The organism is Shewanella mangrovi (assembly GCF_000753795.1).
GTDB classification, from domain to species: domain Bacteria; phylum Pseudomonadota; class Gammaproteobacteria; order Enterobacterales; family Shewanellaceae; genus Shewanella; species Shewanella mangrovi.
The window spans coordinates 146700-169011 of record NZ_JPEO01000004.1 but is presented as its reverse complement, the minus strand read 5'-3'; the positions used below and the strand labels follow the sequence as shown (position 1 = coordinate 169011).

Below are 22312 nucleotides of genomic sequence, written 5' to 3'. Positions count from 1 at the left end.
CAAGCGAGTAGCTGTGGTATTGCTGGCTTCTCACCTCAGTATTGAGCAGTACTCATCTGGTAAGTTTTATAGCCACCGGTAAGATTTTTCACTGTAAAACCATGTTGTTGCAGCATGCGGCTGGCCACGTGTCCGCGCAGTCCCACCATACAGGTCACCAAAATCTCTTTATCCTTAGGTAACTCGTCCAGACGTTGGCGTAACTGATCCAATGGAATATTGATGGCGTTTGGAAACGCGCCGATCTTGGTCAGTTCTGGTGGATTACGGACATCAAGCAACAACTGCTCGTCGGTCATGGCCAACACATCTTCGACCTGACACACAGGATCGACGCCGTCGAGCACGTTGGTGGCAACCATGCCCGCCTGATTGATCACATCCCGTGCAGACCCAAACGGCGGTGCATAGGTGAGTTCGAGATCTTGTAGCTCACGCACACTCAGTCCGGCGCGTTGTGCCACTGCCAGCACATCAATGCGCTTATCGATACCGTCTATTCCCGCCGCCTGAGCGCCCAAAATCTTGCCACTTACAGGTGCAAACAGCAGTTTTAAGGTCACTGGATGGGCGCCGGGATAATAGCTGGCATGACTTGCGGCATGCACATAGACCTTTTCATAGTTAATGCCCAAACGTTTCAAGCTTTTTTCGTTGTGCCCGGTGCTAGCTATCGCCATATCGAACAGCTTACAAATGGCAGTACCTTGGGTACCTTGGTAATGTTTATCGCCGCCAAGCATATTGTCGGCCGCGATACGGCCTTGTCGGTTAGCAGGCCCAGCCAATGGCACTAAGGCAGCATCACCAGTGACAAAATCTGCGGTTTCCACCGCGTCACCGACCGCGTAGATATCGGGATCCGAGGTCTGCATACTGCTATTGACCTTGATGCCTCCGCGTTCGCCCAAGGCGATGCCAGCAGCACTGACCAGCAGGGTTTCAGGACGTACTCCGATCGCTAAAATCACTACGTCGGTTTGCAGTTGTCCACGTGATAGCGTGAGCTTGAGCGCATGTTGTGCAGGTTCAGCAACGTCATATTGATCCATCGCCTCAGCTTCGACCGCATGCTGTTCAATGGGCGTTACCGCCTCCAGCCCAGTATTAAGGTGTAACTCAATGCCATGACTCACCAATTTTTGGTGCAGCATATTGGCCATTTCAGGATCGACAGGCGCCATCACTTGCGCTGACAGCTCCACCAATGCCACATTTAGGCCCCGATGTTTCAGCGCTTCGGCCATCTCCAATCCGATAAATCCGCCGCCAACGACCGTGGCATGTCGCGGCTTTTGCGTGGCCATAACCGCTAAAATAGCGTCCATATCGGCAATATTGCGCAGCGTGAATACATGCGGATTGTCGATACCGCTAATCGGAGGTTTGACGGGGGCGGCGCCCGGGCTTAAGAGTAACTTGTCGTAAGTTAACGTATACGATTCACCGTTCATCGGTTTAACCGTGACCGTCTTGTCGAACCGATCAATCGCAACCACTTCACTAAACACGCGCACATCCACATTAAAACGCTGCTTAAAGCTATCAGGCGTTTGCAACAACAGGGCATTACGCGACTCGATTTCGCCACCAATGTGATACGGCAAGCCACAGTTTGCAAATGACACAAATTCGCCACGCTCTAACATAATAATCTCAGCGTGTTCATCCATACGACGGGCACGGGCGGCGGCTGAAGCACCACCGGCGACGCCTCCAATAATCACGATTCGAGTCATACACACTCCTGTTTAATGATTGATGCTGTTCCAGCTGAAGGGCTGGCGACATTTTGGCCAGCGAGAACCACAATAAAATTACTGGAGCAGCATATTGCTAAAGGCTTGATGTTGGCAGATTCCAAAAGAATTTTCTACATTAGATTTATTTTATGAATAACTAAAATAGCGATAACGAAAAAAGTGCGGCCACCGAAGGAATGACCGCACAAGCGTGCAAAGCACAGGGAATCTAATGCTGACAGCAGTGTTGCCGAGCTGCAGCTGAACGTCGTTGGCAGCATGGAACGTGACCTTGTTCGCTGGCAGCGTGATGAGCTTGCTGTTGGCAACAAGCATGCTGATCATCATGCTCACAGCCACAGCCACCTTCTGCCTGCTTACGTTGATAGTTAACCGAAGGACGTCCTTGTGATGCGTCAGTAAGCGGTAATAGATAGCGCGGTGCATCTGCAAGAAATTCGGCGCTATCCCAACGACTGGAGCCGATTTGAAACACTTTAAATTGGGCATCCAGCAGACGGGATAGCAGGCGTTCACCGATATTCCGCACGATCACGCGTGTCACCTGTTGTTGCTGCAGGAGTGCCAAAATCTGTGCTTTGCCTGCGCATCCGTCACTCAGACCTGGATTAACTTCTTGAGCGAGTGCCGTACCTTGTTCATTGATAAACAGGAAAGTTTCAGCCTTGCTGAAATGGCCGGCAATCTTGTCGCCCGACATGGGTATAGCAGTGATCATCTTGGCTCCTTAACGATGCGCTGAGATTACGCCTATTGCTATCCCAGCCACCGATAATTATTTGCATATGCCATATATATTGCAATTAATAGCATATGCCAATTATTTTTTTGATTGTCACTGCTGAATTTCTAACAAGCTCACAAAAACCAGCGCATAAAAAAGGAAGCCTGCTGGCTTCCTTTGCTAACGCTATTGCTGCGGATTATTGACTGATGCGCACAATCGGCTTCAGTGTTACCCCTCTTTCACTGTCCGCTGCAGCTTCGTTGATTTGGTCGAAGTCGTAGAATTTCACCAACTTATCGAATGGGAAACGACCTTGTTGATACAGTTCAACCAGCAGTGGAATGAATTGTTTAGGGTTGGAGTCACCTTCCACAATACCGCGAATGGTTTTACCGCCAAGCAATACATCGTTGACATCAAAGGTTGAATCAGTACCCAGTTTAGGCGCACCAACCACACCGATAGCCCCCAACAAACCAAGTGAATCAATACCTTGACGCAATACTTGTGGGCGGCCGGTAGATTCCAGCGCAAACTTAGTACCACCATTGGTGATCTCTTTAATGCGCGCGACTGGATCTTCATCTTTACTGTTGATCACGTGAGTAGCGCCCAGTTCTAACGCCAGTTCAAGGCGTGATGGCACTACGTCTACCGCGATAATGGTGGTTGCACCAGCAACGCGAGCCGCGAGTACGGCTGACAAGCCGACCGCACCGGCACCAAAAGATACAAAGCTGCTGCCCGGAGTGACTTTCAACGAGTTAATCACTGCACCAGCACCGGTTTGAATACCGCAACCCAATGGGCCAAGCAGTTCCAGTGGTGCATCCGCAGGGACTTTAACGGCGTTGTTTTCCAGACTCAAAGCGTAAGTTGCAAAAGACGACTGCGCGAAAAAGTGATCATGCAAAGGTTCACCTTTGGCGTCTTGCAATGCGGTTTCGCCATCCATGCCAGTACCTTGGAAGTTACGCGGATAAAACTCATCGCAGTAAGCCGCATGACCATCTGAACACTGATGACAGTGGCTGCAATAGCCATAGGTCAGGACGACGTGGTCACCCACTTGGATGTCTTTTACGTTAGGGCCCACCGCTTCAACAATCCCTGCACCTTCGTGACCAAGCACAGCAGGCAATGGTACGGGATAGTATTGATCACGTACGATCATATCGGTATGGCACATACCGGTAGCGAGGATTTTTACCAAAACTTCGTCATTCTTGGGCGCACGAATACGCGCGTCTTCAATAACAAATGGCGCACTCTGTTCGCGAGTAACGGCTGCGCGGATATCATAAAAAGCTTGAGAACTCATGATGGCACCTTCCTTGACTGCAAAAGGATAAAAGATAGGCTTGCTAGTGCTTGGGGCCAGCCTTTGTGGCCAGCATATTGAGTAGGTGTGCTGAATGCTTGCACCCTTCGCCAAGCGGCAAGCTGAGAGAACGCGCCACAGAAGCTATACCTTGACAGGAGTATTCACCACAAGCAGCGCGTTTTGTTAACTTGATCACAAAAATAGCGCTGCTATGGTCAAAATAATATTGCGTTTTTTACATGTTATCTTTCTATTTTATAGAAAGATTAAACCTGTTTATCGCATCCAGAATATCCGCCATCAGCAGGCAAAGCTTATCAAGAGCGAACAATTGCAATGAGCAGAGATAAGACTGAACTTGATGCACTTTTACAAATAAAAATCAGCATCAACACAAAAATAACTTTTAAATTAACGAACTAGAAAACACAAAAATCTACTTAACGAAAATCAGTCGCAGCTAAATCAACATAAAATGAAAATAAATTGTCAATTAGTTTTTGGTATTATACCTATAATAACATAATGCGAATGGCAGCAAGGAAAGTGGCTATCCAACAAAAAAATTCGCTTATTTCGAATAATCAGCTGCAGTGATTTACTAATGCTGCCAGCGCAGCTCTGGCCGCCAACAATTCACCATGCATCATGGCTTTTTCGGCGCTGACATAATCATTAATGCCCTGCGCAACATCTTCACCATAAAGCACCACGTTGTTGAGCACCGAAGCCACGGCCACATGGCGTAGCCGCCCAACCGTCAGCAGCGCAGCGGTTTCCATATCGGCGCCAAGCACGCCGAGATGATGCCATTTGCGGCACACATCTAACTCGTTATCGATGTAAAAACTGTCATGGGAACGCACCAGACCACAATGATAATTTTCTGCTTGGTGATGCATGAAGTCACACAGGCCATTGACTAACTGACGATTCGCTAACGCCGGGAAATTGCTCGGCACATAACTGGCGCTGCCGCCATCATCGCGCACCGCCGCCTCGGCAATGATCAAATCCCCCAGCGCGATATGTGATTGATAGGCGCCTGCCGACCCCACCCGCACAATGTATTTCGCGCCACATTTGACCAGCTCTTCTAAGGCGATAATCGCCGACGGCGCACCAATGCCAGTGCTGCAAACGGTAATGCGTTTACCATGCAGTTCGCCGGTCACACTGGTGAACTCACGATTGCTCGCTAACGGTTTTACATCGCTGAGTAACACCGCAATGCGGTTTACCCGCGCCGGATCGCCACACAAAATCACCCGTTCGCTGACTTGCTCAGGGGTTAACAAAATATGCGGTTGTACCATCATTAGCAGCCTCCTGTGGTGTGAGCGGCACGGCTACCATTTTGTTTAGCCGTCGCCATCCATTCACGGGCGCCATTGCCAGCAATAAATAGCAAAATCGTGTATTCAATCGCCATGGCATAGACGCCTTGCGCGGCATAAACACCGATGCTGATCAAGTTAACCAGCACCCACAGCCACCAGTTTTCCACATATTTGCGGGTCATCAGCACTTGGGCAATCAGCGACAACACTGTGATCATCGCATCCCATAGCGGGAATTCATCAGGCTTCAAATCAGGCATGGCGATATTGGCACCGAGCAGGTTGAGCGTATCAACAGTACAAGTGGCTAGCGTGGCAAACACGGGATCGATATAACGGGTGAGCAAGCCTACCGCGGCAATGGCGATGCCCACAGTCAGCAATAAGCGCTGACGCGATAACCAACGCACTTGCAGCGGTTTGCCGCCGTCGCTCGGATGGGTCCAGGCATACCAGCCATACACATTGGCGCAGAAGAAAAACAGCTGCAGTAATAGCAAACCATACAGTTGAATTTGAAAGAAAATCACCGCAAACAAAGTGACGTTGACTAACCCAAACGGATAGTTAATGGTTTTTTCTTGGCTGGCGAGCCAGATACATAGCAAGCCAAATACCGTGCCGACCGCTTCAATCCATGACATGGCATAACCGCCACCGAGCGGGATTGTCACCAGCGTATTGTTGATATCAAACCAACTGACAATGTCCATCTGTAGTCCTTTCTACTGCAGTTAAGCCGCTATTTTTTCACGGAATGCCATCCTTGGCTATGCAGGCGTCGCTCCCTTTCGCTATTCGCGGTGCGCTAACTATTCCCGGTGCGACAGCCGATACAAGCTAGGCAGTACCAACAACGTCAATGCCGTGCTACTCACCAAGCCGCCGAGCACCACCACCGCCAACGGCTGCTGGATTTCACTACCAACCCCGTGTGACAGCAAAATCGGGATCAGCCCGAGCGCAGAAGTCAGCGCCGTCATCAACACCGGCCGTAAGCGACCTACCGCGCCCCAGTAACTGGCATCGGCCACCGATTGCCCCTGTTGGCGCCGCTGATTAATCGCATCCACCAGCACTACGCCATTGAGCACCGCCACCCCAAACAGCGTAATAAAGCCAATGGCACTCGGCACCGACAGATAAGTATTGCTAAGCCACAACGCCACCACGCCGCCAATCAAGGCCAGCGGCACATTGGCCATGATCAACAGCACCTGTTTCAGCGAGCCAAATGAGAAATATAGCAATAACGCAATCAACAAAATCGAGATCGGCACCACCAGCAATAGCCGTTGTTGCGCCCGTTGCTGATTCTCATATTGCCCACCAACCACCACTGAGTAACCGGCTGGCAACTGTGCTTTATCCACTAGCGCGTAGATGTCGTTCACCACCGAGCCCATATCGCGCCCCGCGACATTGGCTTGCACCACCACCCGGCGCTGCACATCATCGCGGCGAATATTTGGCGGCGCGGCTTCTTCGGCAATATCGGCAATTTCGCCCAAGCGCACCAGCGCCCCGTTCGCAGCAGTAAATTGCAGATCAGCGAGACTATCGGCGCCCGCCCGAAACTGCGGTGCCAAACGTAAGTTGATGTCATAGCGGGCGTTGCCATCGATGATCTGCCCCACATTGCTCCCACCAATGCCAGTGCTGACGATATCCATCAGTTGATCGACACTAATACCATAGCGTGCCATCAAAGCCCGTTGGGGCCGCACCACCAGCTGCGCTTCGCCAGCCACTTGCTCCAGCGCCACATCCACCGCGCCTGGCACTTGCTTGACGAGTTCCGCCAGCACCGCACCTTTCTCGGCCAGCACATTCAGATCCGGGCCAAACAGTTTGATCGCCAATTGCGCTTTCACGCCAGACAGTAACTCATCCACCCGCGTGGCAATCGGCTGTGAAAAGGTCAGCAACAAGCCCGGAAATTGATTGAGCTGTTGCGCCATCAGCCGCTGTAACTCAGGCCGAGTGTTGGCGGTTTGCCACTCTGCTTGCGGTTTGAGGCCGATATAGATTTCGATATTGCTCACTGGCTCCGGATCGCCGCCCAGCTCCGGCGCACCAATCCGTGACAGCGCGTAGTCCACCTCAGGGAATTGCAACAACATCTTTTCCAGCTTGGGCGCGACCATCAGCGCAGTATCCAAACTGGCGTCTGGCGCTAACGTTACCCGTAAATTGATGGTGCCCTCTTCCAGCTCTGGCACAAACTCAGTGCCGAGCCGCGGTAGCAATAGCAAACTCAATAGCAAGGCGCTGAGCGCGAATGCCAACGTCAGTTTCGGCCACGCCATCACCTGCCGCAGCAGCCGTTGATAACTTGGCAATAACCAACGCAGCACCGGGCTTTGGCGCGCGGTAATCGGCTGTTTAAACAGATAGGTCGCCAATGCTGGCACCACCAGCAACGCCACCAGCAACGCGGCAAGCATTGCCAAAATAATGCTCAGCGCCATCGGCTGAAACAGCTTGCCTTCAACCCCTTGCAGCGTGAACAGCGGCGCAAACACAATAATGATGATGGCGGTGGCGAAAAATATCGGCCGCGCCACTTCGTTGGCCGCCAATAAAATTCGCTGGGCGAAACTGAGTTCAGTTTCACTCTCGGCCACCTTGCTAGACAACTTGCTGAAGATGTTTTCCACCATCACCACCGAGCCATCCACCAACATACCAATGGCGATTGCCAAGCCACCAAGCGACATCAAGTTGGCTGAAACGCCCCAGTAACTCATCAGCAGTAACGCGATCATGATCGCTAGCGGGATCGACAGCAGCACCAACAGCGTGGCACGCAGATTGACCAAAAACAGCGCCAAAATCAGCACAATTAAGCCAAAGGCAAACAGCAGCGCATCGCGTACCGTGGTGACTGCTTTGCTGACTAAACTGGCTTGGTCGTAAAACACTTCAAAGCTGACGCCTTTCGGCAAAGCTTGTTTGATCATGGCCTCGCGAGCTTTGATATCATCAATAGTGGCTTTGGTGTTCGCGCCAATCCGTTTTAACACCACTCCGGCGACCACTTCACCCACGGTCTGCGCCGCACCGTTAGCATCCCGTTTAGTCATAGTAACCGCACCGACGCGGATCTCGCCGCCAAAGCCCACTTCAGCCACATCTGCCACCCGGATCGGTACACCGTCGACTTCCGTTATCGGTATTTCAGCAATCGCGGCTAATCCCGCTTGGCCTGCCGGTAAAAAGCCGTAGCCACGCACTACCAACTGCGCTTCGCCGCGCTGCATATACCAGCCACCGGCGTTGCGATTATTGGCCGCAAGTGCCTCTTCTAACAGCGACAAACTCACTGCGTAAGCACGTAATTTATTGGGATCGACCCGTACTTGGTATTGGCGCACTTCACCACCGAACGACAACACATCGGTCACGCCAGCGACCGGCATCAGTAACAGCTTCAGCAGATAATCGTTGAGGCTGCGCAGCTCGGCAGCATCAATCCCGCTCTCCGGCGTCGCTTGCAGCGTGTATTGATAAATCTGCCCTAAACCCGACGTATTGGGGCCAATTTCCGGCGTGCCCACACCAGCGGGGATCATGGTTTGCGCTTCACTCAGTTGGCTAAACACCTGCTGCCGCGCAAAGTAGATATCGGTGCCTTCGGCAAACACCACAGTTACCACCGATAACCCGGTACGCGACAGCGAGCGCACTTCGGTAACCCCCGGCAAGGAGTACATGCTGGATTCCACCGGATAACTGATCAGCTGTTCGACCTCTTCTGCCGCCAGCCCTTCTGCTTCGGTATTGATGGTCACCTGCACATTAGTGACATCAGGAAAGGCATCTAAATCCAGCTTGGGCAGCGCCCACACACTTAACCCGATAAGAGCCAATAACAGCAGCAGTAATACCAAACGTTGCCGCTGCGCCAACGCAATCAAATTTGCTAACATGCGGCCTCCTTAGTGGTTATGCACATCAAAGCCAGACTTCGCTAGCTCAGCTGCAAGAAAGAAGGCGCCGCGCAGCACTAACTGGCTGTCACTACTCACGCCCGCCACTAAATGCCAACCGCGCTGCGAACGCAGAATGTCCACCTCTTGCGCGATAAATCCCTGTTCAGTCGCGATAAATACCTGCCAGTCACCATCGCTACTGCGCGTTAAGGCACTATCAGGTAACAGCACGCCCTCAAGGCTTGGCTGTGGCAACATCACTTCGGCAAATTGCCCCGCATGCCAACGAGTTTGGCGGTTATCAAGCCGCGCCAATAAGCGCTCGGTACGGGTAGCATTGTTTAACTGATGGGTGCGGCCAATCACCGCTGCGGGCAGTAGTTGCTCATCAATGCGTACTAGGATTTGTGTTGCATCGGCCAGTTGCGATGCTTGGGTCGGCGTGAGCTCTGCTGCCACCCACAACGACGATTCGTCGGTCAACTGCAGCAACACTTGCCCCGCCTGTTGCAGTTGGCCTAGACGGCTTTGGTCCTGCTGTACTCGCCCAGAAATCGGTGCCAACAACTCAAACTGCCCAATCAGCTTAGGGTTGTTACGCAACTGGGCGATTTGCACTGGTGTCATAGGTAAGGCTTGCAGCACCGCACGCGCTTGCTCGACCGCCACTTGCGCCGCGGCGCGGTCGCTATCGCTGATGGCACTGCTGCTCATAGCGCTGATCCGTTGCCAATCGCTGTCGGCATTAATAAACGCCGCTTGTGCTTCGGCCACCGCCACGCCACCCAGAGTGAGTAACGCTTGGCCTTGCTGCACTAATTGCCCCGGCGAAATATGCCGCTTGAGCACTCGCACATCGAGTTGCGGCACTAAGGTATAGCTGCGGTCACGGTCGACATCGAGCACCGCCACCGTGGTAAAGGAGGGATTAAAACCTTGCTGCGCTTGGCCAAGTTCGATGTTGGCGAGCTGCTTTTGCTCAGCAGTCAGCTGCAAAGGTTGTGGCTCGTCGTGCAGCGCAGCGGCAGAGGCATGTGCATGTTCCGCGGCTGGTGCTGATTGATGCTGCGGCGCGACATCGCTATCAAGTTGAAAGGCGAGCGCGCTGGCACTCAATGAAAATAGCGTAATAAAGCTCAGCAGGCCCGCGGGCTGCCATAGGATAGAATTATTTGACACAGAAATTCACTCCGGCATTGGTGAATGCCATGCATCACGCCATCGCAAATGCAATCGCAATCGCAATCGCAATCGCAATCGAGCGTGTGGCAAATTCACCAAGTCATCTGAAATAAAACAGCAAATCACGGCAGCCACTTCGCGCTAAACGCAGCGAAAATTGACCTGTTAATTTGCTAATAAAAAGTTTCAGACAACCGCAGTAATTGGAGGTCGGTAGGCAGGCTCAAGCGCTTGAGTGACATAATGCAGCTCAGCCGCAGTCACCAATGGCGTAGCGCCAACGGGCAGTTGAGGAAGATTAAGTTGAGGTAACGAAAGATGACTGCCGTGACACGGGCAATCTAAACAAAGATCAACTAACTGCTGATCTTGATGAGGATAATGATGTTGTTCAGCGCTTGAGTGCTCGGGATCGCAGTCATGCAGTGCACAATCATCCACTGCCATCACTGGCTGAGTAAAGGTGATATGTTGATGCTGCAGCGACTCTTCATAACGATTTCCCGCATGCAACTGATGCTGTGCTACCGCTGGTAACACAGCTTGGATCAGCACTAGCATCATCGCCAACAAATAACGGTTGCTTCGCTTGAACAGCATCAAATCTCGCTTATTTGAATACGCAGTGTTTGGCGTAATCTTTGGCTTCATTTGCGGTCCAATCACCGCTGTCTTTTTCTTTCATCTGCTTGCACCAAGCGTCACTGCCGACTTCAGGCGCACAGGCACTCAGCCAAGTTACCGCACACAGGCTAAGCATCAGCATTGCGAATTTTTTCATGACGTAGATTCCTTGTAAAAGTCTACTTGTAATCACTCAATATGAGAGCGCTTACAAATCCAATTGATAGCCTCTTGCTTGCGCTCCAGCGGATACCAGGCAATTTCACCACTGACAAATGGCCCTAATAGGCGCACTGCGTTACCGACCCAGTCGGGGCCGCCCACAAATACCAAGGCATCAAACTCCGGCAATTGCACTTCGCCAACACCTGAGAGCGAGTGGGTCTCCCACCCTTCAAGCAATACGTCAGCTTCGATATAGAGGCAGACTTGCCCCCAATCCTGACGATAGCCTTTAATCGCTGGCTGTAGTTTGGTGCGATAATCCAGTGCCGAGATACGTCCACTGGCAAATAAACTGATAATCCCTTTGGAGATATCAGGGATCTGACACAACATATAGATTGGCTCCAAAACCCGGAAACGCGACCGGGCGAATGATAACAGTGTTAGACTGCACTTGCTAACAACATCGTTCGATTGCCGATGTACAACTGAATGACTTCAACTGGCGGTAGTTTGCCAATGATTAATATATCAAACCGTGTGCAAGTTTCAGAAAATGAAATCGAATGGCAGTTTATTCGTGCCAGCGGCGCAGGCGGTCAACATGTGAACAAAGTCTCCACGGCGGTGCAGCTCATTTTTGATATTCGCGCCTCCAGCTTGCCTGAGTTCTATCAACAAAAACTGCTCACTTTGAGTGATCACCGCATCACCCAAAGTGGCAAAGTGATCATCAAGTGCCAACAAAGCCGCAGCCAAGACGACAATCGCCAACAAGCGCTGGCGCAATTTATTGAACTGCTGCGCTCTGTCACTATAGTGACCAAGAAGCGCATTGCCACTAAAGCGACCTATGGCAGCCAGCAACGCCGTATGGATAGCAAGAAAAAACGTGGCAATACTAAGGCGCTGCGGCAACAAAAATTTATTGGTTGATCATCGACAAAGCATTTTCAAAGTGCTGAAATCAACAGCACCAGCCACAGTGCTAAGGCAAAGTTATGATGCGTAATAAAGGAAAAATTCTGCTGCTTAACGGACCGAACCTCAACTTGCTCGGGCGACGTGAGCCAGAAATTTATGGCAGTCAGACATTGGATGACATCGTAGGCGTACTGCATGCCCAAGCGTCTGGCGGTGGTTATCAACTAGACCATCTGCAATCCAATGCCGAATATGAATTGATTGAAGCCATTCACGCCAGTGATGCCGGCTTTGCGATTATCAATCCAGGCGGTTTAACCCACACCAGCGTGGCGCTGCGGGATGCATTTTTAGGCGTAGACTTGGCCTTTATTGAAGTGCACTTGTCGAACATTCACGCCAGAGAGCCATTCCGACATCACTCATACCTGTCTGATAAAGCCGTTGGTGTTATTGCTGGCTTAGGCGCCCAAGGCTACGAGTTTGCGCTCACTGCCGCCATGCGGCACCTAAAAAAAGTGGGCTAATTCGCCCACCTCCGCATGCCGTTGAGTGCTAATCCGTTAGCGGCTCAATGGCATATAAAGTTCTGTTTGCCAATCGTAATGATAGCGTTGTCCCAGCCACTCATATTCGGTGCCATGTGCCGTTTGAATCACACGCGCATTGGCGGGGAGTGAACGCACACCCGATTGCAGTGTTGGTCGCTCGTAACTGCGCGCTGCATTTCTAGAAGTAGTCACCATATCTGCGCCGCTCTCCAGATCAGTTGCGGCATCACTTTTAGCATATGCCGAGTCATTCTGCGGTAGTGCATCGTCATTGCCATAGCTAGCGTCATAATCCTGCGCATAAGGACTCAAGGGAGTTACTGTCACTGCGGGGGCATACGGAGCATAGTATGGATAAGGCTCAGGCATTCTCGGCTGCGTTTGACGAATAATCTCCGGCAACAACACCAACGTCGATAAACCAAGATACCAGCCCCAATCGTTATGATGATGGCGATAATGGTGATGACTAGGATGATAATAACCGCCACGATGGCCGGCATAGGCAGGCGATACAACTAGGGTTATTAGCGCCAAGCACAACAGCCAAGTTTTCACATAATGTCTCATGTTAGGCCTCCTTCAACGTGCCCTTTGCTTTATTCTACCTCGGCGAATAATTGAACGCATAGATGCTTGCACAAACTTACATTGGTGCTTTGAGGATTTGCTGCTGCAAATGGTTAACCGCTCAGCAGAAAAATGGTATAGTGCGCGCCATCACACTTTTGTCATTCAACTGGTATCCACATGAGTTTTAAGGACTTACGCAGCTTTCTAGCGCACCTAGAAAGTCAGGGAGAGTTAAAACGCATCAGCCACCCTGTCGATCCACATCTGGAAATGACAGAAATTGGCGATCGCGTGTTGCGTAACGGTGGTCCAGCTCTGCTGTTTGAAAACCCGATTGGCAAGTCGATGCCAGTACTCCTAAACCTGTTTGGCACGCCAAAAAGGGTTGCAATGGCACTCGGCAAGGAAGATCCGTTGGCGCTGCGAGAAGTGGGCGAATTGCTATCATTCCTCAAAGAGCCTGAGCCACCACGCGGCTTTAAAGATGCCATCGAAAAACTGCCACTTTTTAAACAAGCGTTAAATATGCCGCCGAAATCGGTGCGTAAGGCACCGTGCCAGGAAGTGATCATTAGCGGTGATGACGTCGATCTCACCCAATTGCCAGTGCAACATTGCTGGCCGGGCGATGCTGCGCCCTTAGTTACCTGGGGCTTAACCATCACCAAAGGGCCACGGCAGAAACGACAAAATATTGGTATCTATCGCCAACAGCTGCTGGGTAAGAATAAGCTGATCATGCGCTGGCTTTCCCATCGCGGCGGTGCACTCGACTTCCAAGATTTCAAAGAGAAATTTCCCGGTGAAAAATATCCGGTCGTGGTGGCACTGGGCAGCGATCCTGTGACCATCTTAGGCGCGGTAACGCCAGTACCCGACGGTATGAGTGAATATGCCTTTGCCGGACTGCTGCGTGGTGAGCGCACCGAAGTCACCAAGTCGCTGACCTGCGATCTCGAAGTGCCAGCCACCAGTGAAATCATTCTGGAAGGCTATATTGATCCAGATGAAATGGCGGTTGAAGGCCCGTACGGCGACCATACAGGTTACTACAATGAGACGGATAAGTTTCCCGTATTTACTGTCACTCATATCAGCCATCGTAAAGATGCCATTTACCACAGCACCTACACCGGCCGTCCACCGGATGAGCCAGCGATGTTGGGCTTGGCGTTAAACGAAGTGTTTGTGCCGATTTTACGTAAACAGTATCCAGAGATTGTCGACTTCTATCTGCCGCCTGAAGGCTGCTCTTACCGTATGGCAGTCATCTCCATACGTAAGCAATATGCTGGGCACGCCAAGCGGGTGATGATGGGCGCGTGGTCGTTCCTGCGTCAGTTTATGTACACTAAATTTATTGTCGTGGTTGATGACGATGTGAACTGCCGCAACTGGGAAGACGTGATCTGGGCGATCACGACCCGTATGGACCCTATTCGCGATACGGTACTGATGGATAATACACCGATCGACTATCTGGATTTTGCGTCACCAGTCGCAGGACTTGGCTCCAAGATGGGGCTTGATGCCACCAATAAATGGCCGGGTGAAACCCAACGTGAATGGGGCACACCGATTAAGATGGACGATGCCGTCAAACAGAAAGTTGACCATATTTGGGATAAGCTCGGCATTGATGATGCACCAACGCTTTAAGCTATCGTTTGTTGCTGAACACCGTTGTCAGCAAACAGAGTTGATGAGGAAACCGCATGAACAGCATTCGCTGCAAAGTAGAACAACTAGCGCCATTTAATGATGCCGTATATCAAGTGACGTTGCGCCCAGAGCGCCCGTTTGAGTTTGCAGCAGGCCAGTATCTCAGCATTGTGATGGGTGAAAAAGATAAGCGTCCATTTTCAATTGCATCGGCACCGGGAAGCGAACTGCTGGAGCTGCACATTGGCGCTGCGGTCAGTGAAAGCTATCCGATGCAGGTGGTTGAGTTGCTGCGAGAGCAAGGCGAAGTGCTGATTGAAGCGCCCGCAGGGAATGCATTTCTGCGTCATGAAAGCCATCGTCCGCGAATCCTGATTGCCGGTGGTACAGGCTTTTCATACATCAAAAGCATTGTCGAGCAACAAATTGCATTAGCGCAGAATGTGGAAACCACGCTCTATTGGGGCTGCCGTACACCTTCTGCAATGTATTACGAATCCATCGCTCGTCAGTGGCATGATGCCTACCCATGGTTGCACTTTGTGCCAGTAGTGGAAGAAGCACCTGCCGACTGGAACGGGCGCACGAATCGCTTGCTCGATCAGATCAAACAAGACTTTGTCAGTATCAGCGGCTATGACATCTATATTGCCGGACGCTTCCCTATGGTAGGCGCAGCCCGCGAGTTATTCCGTGAAATGGGTGTTGAAGAGCAGCATCTTTACGGTGATGCCTTTGCCTTTATCAAATAATCCATGGTGATTATTCATTAAAAAGCCCGCTGCAAGCGGGCTTTTCGTCACTGAGGTTAGGCTCAACCTGTGTACACAGGGTCGCGATCATCAATCAACTTATCGCGATCAAAAAACTGCTGTAGCACTTTTTGCTGGGCACTGTCCTCAACCTGAAATACCTGCATCAGATACCGTAGGAAGTTCTCGTCATCACACATGGTTTTGCCTGGCGTATCCGAGATTTTCGCCACTGGCATGCCGTTGAGCTTGGTCAACTTCATCACAATATTGATCGGATCATTTTCAAACATATCGCCCATCAGCCAGGTGCCGATACCAAATGACGTATTAATACGGCCGCGGAAATGTTTGTAGATATGCACCGCACGTTCAAAATCGAGCGCATCGGAGAACACTAAACGTTTGTAGGTCGGATCGACATCCAGCACTTCTAGGCGTTTAATAATTTTCTCGCCCCAGACGATGGGGTCACCACTGTCATGGCGGAAACCGTCGTAGAGTTTTGCCAGATAGCGGTCGAGGTCGCGACAGAAGGCATCCACCCCAATCACATCAGTTAACGCCACGCCTAAGTCACCACGATACTCTTTAACCCAGTTTTCCAACGCCATTTTCTGGCTATCCACCAAGCGATAGTTCAACGCCTGGTGACTCTGCAGCCATTCATGCGCCATGGTGCCTTGGCAGCGCAGATTCAGCTCCATCGCCAAATGTGGATTAGACGTTCCTGCAAAATGGTTCGGTAAGGCATCTTTTAACTGTGTCAGCACCTGCTTTTGCGCATTAAAACTAAAACGACGACGGGTACCAAAGTCCGTGAACAGAAAATCGCTTAAATCCACTTTGTCGCCCAGACGTTCGAGAATTTCAATTTTCTGCTGAGTCGCAGCATAGATTTTGTCGCAATCGATCTCAGGATAACGATAGCGATTGCGAATTTCCGAGACGGTTGCCAATACCGGAATTTCCATCGGCGATACGTGCAATAGTGGACCATTTGCTTCAATCACCAACTGGCCGTCTTCTGCACTCACATCAATAAATTTCGGGTTAAAGCGAAACAGTCGCAAAAATTCCAGATAATCGCTTTTTAAGAAGGGATACTGTGCCAGATGTGCCAACTGCGCATCGCTAGCGCTGAGTTCCGCCATGCGATCAAATTGCTCACGCAGCGGATTAACATACATACTTAGATCTTCATTGCTGCGGCAGCGGAAGGTCCAACGGGATTTGGTATGGGGTTGCTGATGCAGATAAGCCTGTTGCATGGTGAGTTTATAAAAATCGGTGTCCAACAGGCTTTGAACTGCAAGCGATTGAAACATAAAGGCTCTCCTTAGCCGAGCATGGCGGACAACACAGCCGCATCTTGAGTGAGAATAATCCCAGCGGCCTGCATCTCGTTACAAGCCTGTTGTGCGCCCTCTTCGCTGATAGCACGACACGCAGCGAGGTTGAGATACACACGGAAACCCGCTTCAGCCAGCTGCAATGCGGTCGTTTTCACGCAAAAATCTAACGCTAGCCCACCGACAATAACGGTGTTCACCTCTTTTTGCTGCAACCATTCAATCACACCGGTGGAGATACGGTTCGCCAAATCATGGTAGCAAGCACCATAGGGATGCATTGCGGCTTCCACACCTTTGTAGACCAAAAAGTCATACTCGGCAGGTGCTGGTAAGCCGGGAATTAATTCAAAGCCTTCGGTACCCGGCTCGGCATGACGCACCCAAGTTAAATCTGCATCAGCATAGTCCAGCGGCTGCAGCATTTTTTCTGGGGCATCGACCACCCATTTCGCGGTAGCGCTATGCGCGTCTTTTGAGGCAATACGGAAATCAGCCAGTGCCGCTTGGGCATTCAATTCGGCCGCTATTTCATCACCACCGCTGACCGGTAGTTCATTGGGGCAAAGTGGTGTAAAGGTACGCTGAGCATCAACGTCAAACGAAGCAATCATAAGCTCATTCCTTCGGAACAGATAATATCTTCCTGTACGCGCACTATAGCAAAGCTGGCGTATTGCTCTAAGTAAAAACTGCCTTATGCGTCGTTTTTAAACCGTGCGACATAACTTGGCCGCTGTGCAGACAGCTACTTGCTCACGCACAAAACGCCGAGGTAACAAGCCACATTATTGGCGATGAGTTGCCACATCAGCCCTCTTCCAAGCCCGCTCAATTCGTAGAAATTTATTAGATTTTTTAAGTGGAAAGTGGCAAATGACTCAAAATCAGCCAGACTTTTTTAAGACATAACACCCCCTCGACTTAGATACTTTGTGCAAGGAAATTCATTAATGAAAATTGCATCAATTCAAGGGAAAATTGCCGCTGTGGCAGGGATATGCCTTCTAATTTCAGCAGTAACACTCATTGGCTATGCGCTCTACAGTGCCAACCAAAATGAACAATTAGTCTCTGACCGCGTCGGTACCTTGGTTGAAAAACAAGCCAGCGACAGCCTGCTTACACTTGCACAAGAACGTGCGGGAATTATTGCCACCGAATTTGAACACGCACTGGATATCACCCAAACCCTCGCCAGCAGCTTTGATTTAGTCCATTCCAATGCGCGCCACGTGGATATGAGCCGCGATGAAGTTAACCATATCCTCTACAACGTGTTGACTCAGTATAAAGATCTCAACGGGACGTATTCCTGCTGGGAGCCCAATGCGCTCGATGGGCGCGATGCCGATTTTACTGGCGGCACTGACGGTAGCCATACTGAAACTGGACGCTTTACCCCTTACTGGACACGTAATGCTGCCGGTAATATCGCTGTGCAAGCCTTGGTGGAATACGACACCGACGCCAAACATCCCAATGGGGTGCTGAAAGGCGGCTGGTATAGCGGCCCTAAGGCAACCTTACAACCAAGTGTGTTAGACCCGATTCCTTACGTTGTGCAGGGGAAGCAGGTATGGCTGGCAACCATCTCCTCGCCGATTGTCGAAAACGGCGAATTTTATGGTGTGGTGGGTGTCGATTACGACCTCAACTTTGTGCAGCAACTGACCACCAAACTCCAAAAAGAGTTATACAACGGCACTTCAGAAGTCACTATCGTCAGCTATCAAGGATTAGTGGTCGCCAGTAGTCAGCAACCCGACAAGATTGGTCAACCACTTGCGCAGGTACTGGGTAATGATGCCGCACAGCAAGCCATTGAACGCATTCAGCAGGGTAAAGCGGTATTGAATGACGACAAGCAGACACAAACAATGAAAGTCGTCGCGCCGATTATTATGGGCAAAACCGGTAAGCCTTGGGCGATTATGATTGATGTGCCGAAAGCCGAAGTGTTAGCCGAGGCGATGGCGCTCGGCAATGAGTTAGCCGAAAATGGTCGTAGCGCGGTCGTCTGGCAGTTCGCCGTTGGTATCGCCGTGACGATTGCCGCGTTAATTGCGTTGTGGCTTTCTGCAGGCACTATCGCCCGCCCAATTCGCGAGGCAGCCAATGTTGCCCGTACCATTCGTCTGGGCGATTTCTCCAAACGTATGCAGCACCAGTCCGGCGATGAAGTGGGCCAGTTAGCAGAAGCACTCAACGAAATGTGCAGCAGTTTGAATGACCGTGCGGCGCTCGCGAAACGTATCAGTGAAGGCGATCTCACCGTCAATGTTGAACTGGCCTCCAGCAGCGATCAATTGGGACAAGCGTTGCGAGAGATGGTGGCGCATCTTAGCCAACTGGTGCGACAGATTCAGCAAACCTCCGACAGTATCGCCGATAACTCCACCCAAGTGTCTAACCTGAGTGAAGTTTTGTCTGACGGCGCTATGCAGTCGGCCTCCTCGATTACCCAGATGGGCGCGGCCATGGTGGAGATATCCAGCCAAACATCGGCCAACGCAGAGAACGCCGACAAAGCCAACCGTTTCTCCAATGAGTCACGAGCTGCCGCCGAAAAAGGCGCCAGCCATATGGAAGAGATGGTGGCAGCCATGAAGGCAATCCATGATTCTGGAGAACGCATTCATCAGATTATTAATGCAATTGATGAAATCACGTCACAAACCAATCTGCTGGCCTTGAACGCCGCGATTGAAGCCGCACGTGCTGGTGATGCTGGCCGCGGCTTTGCGGTGGTAGCCGACGAAGTCAGACAGTTAGCACAACGCAGTGCTGATGCGGCCAGTGATGCCGCCAAGTTGATTGATGAAAGCTCGAGTAATACTCAGTCGGGAATTGCGATTTCACAGCGCACCGCTGAAGCGCTGACACAAATTCGCGCCTCAACCGAAGAGGTGTCGGCATTAGTCGCCAATATTGCCGTGGCGTCAGAAGAACAGGTACAAGGTATCAATGAAACCACTGCGGGTCTGAATCAGGTCGATGGCGTGACACAGCGCAATAGTGAAAACGCTAACGCCTGTAACGAATCTGCTGGAGAGTTGCTGCGGCAATCCACTCAACTCAAAGAGTTAGTGGCCCGCTTTAGAGTGAACTAACAGGAGGTAAATCCGCATCGCCAACTGCGTGTTGCGATGCGGATTTGATTAGATCAACGAAATCCAATAACGGACCAGCGGTTCCGGATCATCACGCCCAACAATCACAGCTTCGAGCTTGCCACCATTGGCTTCTATGACTTTACAGGATGCGGTATTACGCTCCTCGGCCACCAGCAACACGCGTTCAAAACCCTTCACTTTTGCCTGCTCAAGCACCAAACGCAACATAGCGGTGGCATAGCCTTGGTTTCGCTGCGAAGGCGCGACGTCATAGCCAATATGGCCGCCTTCCCAGTTCAGGTAAGGTGTATCTATGTGATGTCGCAGTCGAATAGCACCAACAATATTTTCCTGGTCTACCAACCAATAATGGTTACATGGCACCTGCTCTGGCTGCAGCCGTTCACCTTTAGCCTCGGCGGCTAACTGCTGAATATAACCGCTGAAGTCGTCACTCCCTTTCGCATAATAACCTGCGTTAGCGGGCTCCCAGCGCAAGAAATCTTGATAAAAACGATTAAACGCCGCTTTTAACTGCACATTTGGTTCAATCAGCTGCATTGTGCTCACCCTTGTCATTTTTTATCTGTTTATTAGCCTGTTGAAGCATGCAAAAACCAGCGAAATTATCACCAAACACCTTGTGGAATAGTCGAATAATCTGGGTTTTAGCTAGCAAAATTGAGCGCTGTCAGACTAAAATCAAGCATTAGGTTGGTTACCATAACATATCCATAACGATTCTCCGCCTAGCGGGAATTTGAGAGGCAACTTGCCAGAATTAGCACCTCAAGATAACACGTTGAATAAACTAAGCATTCCGTTGTGGTTTAGTCGCCAACTCATGCGGGTGCCAATGCTAAGTGATTTGCTACTGATTATTTTGTGGCTGGTACTTTGGCGTGTTGCTGCGTTGATGGAATATGCGCCACATGCCAGCATCTGGTTTCCCCCGGCAGGCGCGAGTTTTGCCGCCTTTCTATTGCTCGGATTAAGGGCTATTCCCAGTATTGCAATCAGTTGTGTACTGGTCACCTTTTGGGAAGGTTATCTCTACCAAACGGACATGACAGCGTCGCAGCTATTAACCATCGGGAGTCTATTTTCCTTAGCGCATATGCTGCCTTACTACGCCAGCGCAAGTTTACTGAGAGTGTTCATTCACAACGATGAACAGAAGCTACCACGGTTGATGTTGGCCTTTCTGATTATCGGCCCCTTAGCTTCGTTGAGCGCCAGTTACTGCATTCAAATTTCCTTGATGCTGGGCGGTGCTATCTCCGCTAACGAAGATGCCAGTTTCCTGTGGCTACCATTATGGATTGGCGACCTGATTGGCATTATGGTGCTCACACCGCTGTCGATTGGCTTAATCAGTCGCATTTTCCCCAATAGTGGTATTTGGCTCAGTGAAATCGGCCTACGTCAGTCGCCAGGCCCTTTGTGGCCCTTTATTGGCAAACTCAGTTTCGCCGCATTGTTATCCAGTATCATCATGTTTTCCGCCGCACATTTTCAGGTGCGGGAGCTCGCCTTCGGCATCTTCTTTATTGGTGTGGTCCAGATGTGGATTGTCTATACCGAAACGCCACTACGTAGTGCAATCAGTATCGCGCTGCTTAGCTGTGTGACTGCGATCTTAGTTAAACTGTTGAGCTTAGGCGATGATGCGCTGATTTATCAGTTTTCTATCAGCGTGTTAGCCGCTAGTACCTACTTTGGGTTGCTCATTCCGGTATTAGCATCCAATAACGAACGTCTGCAAGAAATTACCCGCAAAGATGCGTTGACCAAAGTGCTTGCCAGACAGTATTTTTTTCAATCTGCCAATCGCGAGCTACAACGCGCACGTTATTATCAACAACCTATCTGCTTGGTGGTGTTTGATATTGATCACTTCAAAAATATCAATGATACCTATGGCCATACGGTGGGTGATATTGCGCTGAAACAGTTAAGCCAAACAGTAATGGCCCAGTTAGGACCGGCCGATCTGTTTGGTCGCTTTGGCGGTGATGAATTTATGCTGCTATTGCCCGGCTACGATTTGCAGCAAGCACAGCAACTGCTGCAAGTCATGCGCAAAAAAGTACAAGCGCTGAAGTTAGAACATCTGGACATCCAGTTAAAGTGCAGCGCGGGCGTAACTGAAATTGCGGCTGAAGATACCGTTTTGAAGGCGTTTGAGCGTGCTGATTGCCTGCTGCTCGAAGCAAAAAAACTGGGCAGGGATAAGATCATTGCCGCAAATGACACCGACGATAGCTCACCACCAAACGTGCATTCGCTCTAACAAATTAGTGTGGCATACTGGGGTTAATT

Annotated in this window: 20 protein-coding genes; 6 read left to right on the top strand and 14 right to left on the bottom strand. The window is 50.7% G+C overall.

What is annotated here, in order from left to right:
* Positions 1-35 precede the first annotated feature (35 nt).
* The 10 genes from HR45_RS08195 to HR45_RS08150 form a co-directional block, all read right to left on the bottom strand.
* Positions 36-1739, bottom strand: a complete 1704-nt coding sequence (locus HR45_RS08195; protein ID WP_037441771.1) for an FAD-dependent oxidoreductase — start codon at positions 1737-1739, stop codon at positions 36-38.
* 232 nt (positions 1740-1971) lie between these two features.
* Positions 1972-2481 (bottom strand): NifB/NifX family molybdenum-iron cluster-binding protein, encoded by a 510-nt coding sequence (locus HR45_RS19030; protein WP_052074603.1) that lies wholly within the window; start codon positions 2479-2481, stop codon positions 1972-1974.
* A gap of 205 nt (positions 2482-2686) precedes the next feature.
* The gene (locus tag HR45_RS08185) at positions 2687-3811 is read right to left on the bottom strand and encodes an NAD(P)-dependent alcohol dehydrogenase (protein WP_037441768.1); all 1125 of its coding nucleotides are present in this window, start codon (positions 3809-3811) and stop codon (positions 2687-2689) included.
* Positions 3812-4398: 587 nt separating this feature from the next.
* Positions 4399-5133 (bottom strand): nucleoside phosphorylase, encoded by a 735-nt coding sequence (locus HR45_RS08180; RefSeq protein WP_037441766.1) that lies wholly within the window; start codon positions 5131-5133, stop codon positions 4399-4401.
* Positions 5133-5867: a nicotinamide riboside transporter PnuC gene (pnuC, locus tag HR45_RS08175; protein ID WP_037441764.1), complete on the bottom strand. Its 735-nt coding sequence runs from the start codon at positions 5865-5867 to the stop codon at positions 5133-5135. Before pnuC ends, HR45_RS08180 begins: the two co-directional genes overlap by 1 nt.
* Positions 5868-5966: 99 nt before the next feature.
* The gene (locus HR45_RS08170; RefSeq protein ID WP_037441761.1) at positions 5967-9086 is read right to left on the bottom strand and encodes an efflux RND transporter permease subunit; all 3120 of its coding nucleotides are present in this window, start codon (positions 9084-9086) and stop codon (positions 5967-5969) included.
* A gap of 9 nt (positions 9087-9095) precedes the next feature.
* Complete coding sequence (locus HR45_RS08165) at positions 9096-10268, bottom strand: efflux RND transporter periplasmic adaptor subunit (RefSeq protein ID WP_052074602.1); 1173 nt, start codon at positions 10266-10268, stop codon at positions 9096-9098.
* Between the two features lie 189 nt (positions 10269-10457).
* Positions 10458-10871, bottom strand: coding sequence for a hypothetical protein (locus HR45_RS08160; protein ID WP_037441759.1), 414 nt, complete (start codon positions 10869-10871; stop codon positions 10458-10460).
* A gap of 10 nt (positions 10872-10881) precedes the next feature.
* Positions 10882-11052 carry a DUF3012 domain-containing protein gene (locus HR45_RS19240; protein WP_037441757.1) on the bottom strand — a complete coding sequence of 57 codons (171 nt, stop codon included), beginning with the start codon at positions 11050-11052 and terminating at the stop codon, positions 10882-10884.
* A 32-nt stretch (positions 11053-11084) separates the two neighbouring features.
* Entirely contained in the window at positions 11085-11453 is a 369-nt protein-coding gene (locus HR45_RS08150; RefSeq protein ID WP_037441754.1) for a SpoIIAA family protein, read from the bottom strand.
* A 126-nt stretch (positions 11454-11579) separates the two neighbouring features.
* Here HR45_RS08150 and arfB point away from each other — a divergent pair, with 126 nt between their 5' ends.
* Together arfB and aroQ are read left to right on the top strand one after the other, a co-directional pair.
* Entirely contained in the window at positions 11580-11996 is a 417-nt protein-coding gene (gene arfB, locus HR45_RS08145) for an alternative ribosome rescue aminoacyl-tRNA hydrolase ArfB (RefSeq protein ID WP_037441971.1), read from the top strand.
* Positions 11997-12064: 68 nt separating this feature from the next.
* Positions 12065-12511 carry a type II 3-dehydroquinate dehydratase gene (gene aroQ, locus HR45_RS08140; protein WP_037441969.1) on the top strand — a complete coding sequence of 149 codons (447 nt, stop codon included), beginning with the start codon at positions 12065-12067 and terminating at the stop codon, positions 12509-12511.
* Between the two features lie 36 nt (positions 12512-12547).
* Here aroQ and HR45_RS08135 read toward each other — a convergent pair whose 3' ends face one another.
* The gene (locus HR45_RS08135; protein WP_037441752.1) at positions 12548-13105 is read right to left on the bottom strand and encodes a hypothetical protein; all 558 of its coding nucleotides are present in this window, start codon (positions 13103-13105) and stop codon (positions 12548-12550) included.
* A 180-nt stretch (positions 13106-13285) separates the two neighbouring features.
* Here HR45_RS08135 and ubiD point away from each other — a divergent pair, with 180 nt between their 5' ends.
* Complete coding sequence (ubiD, locus tag HR45_RS08130; RefSeq protein ID WP_037441750.1) at positions 13286-14767, top strand: 4-hydroxy-3-polyprenylbenzoate decarboxylase; 1482 nt, start codon at positions 13286-13288, stop codon at positions 14765-14767.
* A 56-nt stretch (positions 14768-14823) separates the two neighbouring features.
* Positions 14824-15522, top strand: coding sequence for an NAD(P)H-flavin reductase (fre, locus tag HR45_RS08125; protein ID WP_037441747.1), 699 nt, complete (start codon positions 14824-14826; stop codon positions 15520-15522).
* Positions 15523-15584: 62 nt separating this feature from the next.
* On the opposite strand, the gene pncB is transcribed toward fre, so the two are convergent.
* Entirely contained in the window at positions 15585-16850 is a 1266-nt protein-coding gene (gene pncB, locus HR45_RS08120) for a nicotinate phosphoribosyltransferase (protein WP_052074601.1), read from the bottom strand.
* Positions 16851-16861: 11 nt separating this feature from the next.
* Complete coding sequence (locus HR45_RS08115; protein WP_037441745.1) at positions 16862-17488, bottom strand: nicotinamidase; 627 nt, start codon at positions 17486-17488, stop codon at positions 16862-16864.
* A 339-nt stretch (positions 17489-17827) separates the two neighbouring features.
* Here HR45_RS08115 and HR45_RS08110 point away from each other — a divergent pair, with 339 nt between their 5' ends.
* A complete protein-coding gene (locus HR45_RS08110; protein ID WP_187327375.1) occupies positions 17828-19987 on the top strand; it encodes a methyl-accepting chemotaxis protein in 2160 nt (719 codons plus the stop codon).
* 48 nt (positions 19988-20035) lie between these two features.
* Here HR45_RS08110 and HR45_RS08105 read toward each other — a convergent pair whose 3' ends face one another.
* Entirely contained in the window at positions 20036-20551 is a 516-nt protein-coding gene (locus tag HR45_RS08105) for a GNAT family N-acetyltransferase (protein ID WP_037441743.1), read from the bottom strand.
* A gap of 241 nt (positions 20552-20792) precedes the next feature.
* Here HR45_RS08105 and HR45_RS08100 point away from each other — a divergent pair, with 241 nt between their 5' ends.
* Positions 20793-22283, top strand: a complete 1491-nt coding sequence (locus HR45_RS08100; RefSeq protein WP_156104038.1) for a GGDEF domain-containing protein — start codon at positions 20793-20795, stop codon at positions 22281-22283.
* The last annotated feature ends 29 nt before the right edge of the window (positions 22284-22312 follow it).

Excerpts from the sequence above, each read along its gene's own strand:
- pncB (WP_052074601.1), bottom strand. The coding sequence starts at position 16,850 with ATGTTTCAATCGCTTGCAGTTCAAAGCCTGTTGGACACCGATTTTTAT.
- HR45_RS08185 (WP_037441768.1), bottom strand. The coding sequence starts at position 3,811 with ATGAGTTCTCAAGCTTTTTATGATATCCGCGCAGCCGTTACTCGCGAA.
- HR45_RS08115 (WP_037441745.1), bottom strand. The coding sequence starts at position 17,488 with ATGATTGCTTCGTTTGACGTTGATGCTCAGCGTACCTTTACACCACTT.
- HR45_RS08195 (WP_037441771.1), bottom strand. The coding sequence starts at position 1,739 with ATGACTCGAATCGTGATTATTGGAGGCGTCGCCGGTGGTGCTTCAGCC.
- HR45_RS19240 (WP_037441757.1), bottom strand. The coding sequence starts at position 11,052 with ATGAAAAAATTCGCAATGCTGATGCTTAGCCTGTGTGCGGTAACTTGG.
- aroQ (WP_037441969.1), top strand. The coding sequence starts at position 12,065 with ATGCGTAATAAAGGAAAAATTCTGCTGCTTAACGGACCGAACCTCAAC.
- HR45_RS19030 (WP_052074603.1), bottom strand. The coding sequence starts at position 2,481 with ATGATCACTGCTATACCCATGTCGGGCGACAAGATTGCCGGCCATTTC.
- HR45_RS08180 (WP_037441766.1), bottom strand. The coding sequence starts at position 5,133 with ATGATGGTACAACCGCATATTTTGTTAACCCCTGAGCAAGTCAGCGAA.
- fre (WP_037441747.1), top strand. The coding sequence starts at position 14,824 with ATGAACAGCATTCGCTGCAAAGTAGAACAACTAGCGCCATTTAATGAT.
- HR45_RS08135 (WP_037441752.1), bottom strand. The coding sequence starts at position 13,105 with ATGAGACATTATGTGAAAACTTGGCTGTTGTGCTTGGCGCTAATAACC.
- ubiD (WP_037441750.1), top strand. The coding sequence starts at position 13,286 with ATGAGTTTTAAGGACTTACGCAGCTTTCTAGCGCACCTAGAAAGTCAG.
- pnuC (WP_037441764.1), bottom strand. The coding sequence starts at position 5,867 with ATGGACATTGTCAGTTGGTTTGATATCAACAATACGCTGGTGACAATC.
- HR45_RS08105 (WP_037441743.1), bottom strand. The coding sequence starts at position 20,551 with ATGCAGCTGATTGAACCAAATGTGCAGTTAAAAGCGGCGTTTAATCGT.
- HR45_RS08160 (WP_037441759.1), bottom strand. The coding sequence starts at position 10,871 with ATGCTGTTCAAGCGAAGCAACCGTTATTTGTTGGCGATGATGCTAGTG.
- HR45_RS08150 (WP_037441754.1), bottom strand. The coding sequence starts at position 11,453 with ATGTTGTGTCAGATCCCTGATATCTCCAAAGGGATTATCAGTTTATTT.
- HR45_RS08110 (WP_187327375.1), top strand. The coding sequence starts at position 17,828 with ATGAAAATTGCATCAATTCAAGGGAAAATTGCCGCTGTGGCAGGGATA.
- HR45_RS08170 (WP_037441761.1), bottom strand. The coding sequence starts at position 9,086 with ATGTTAGCAAATTTGATTGCGTTGGCGCAGCGGCAACGTTTGGTATTA.
- arfB (WP_037441971.1), top strand. The coding sequence starts at position 11,580 with ATGATTAATATATCAAACCGTGTGCAAGTTTCAGAAAATGAAATCGAA.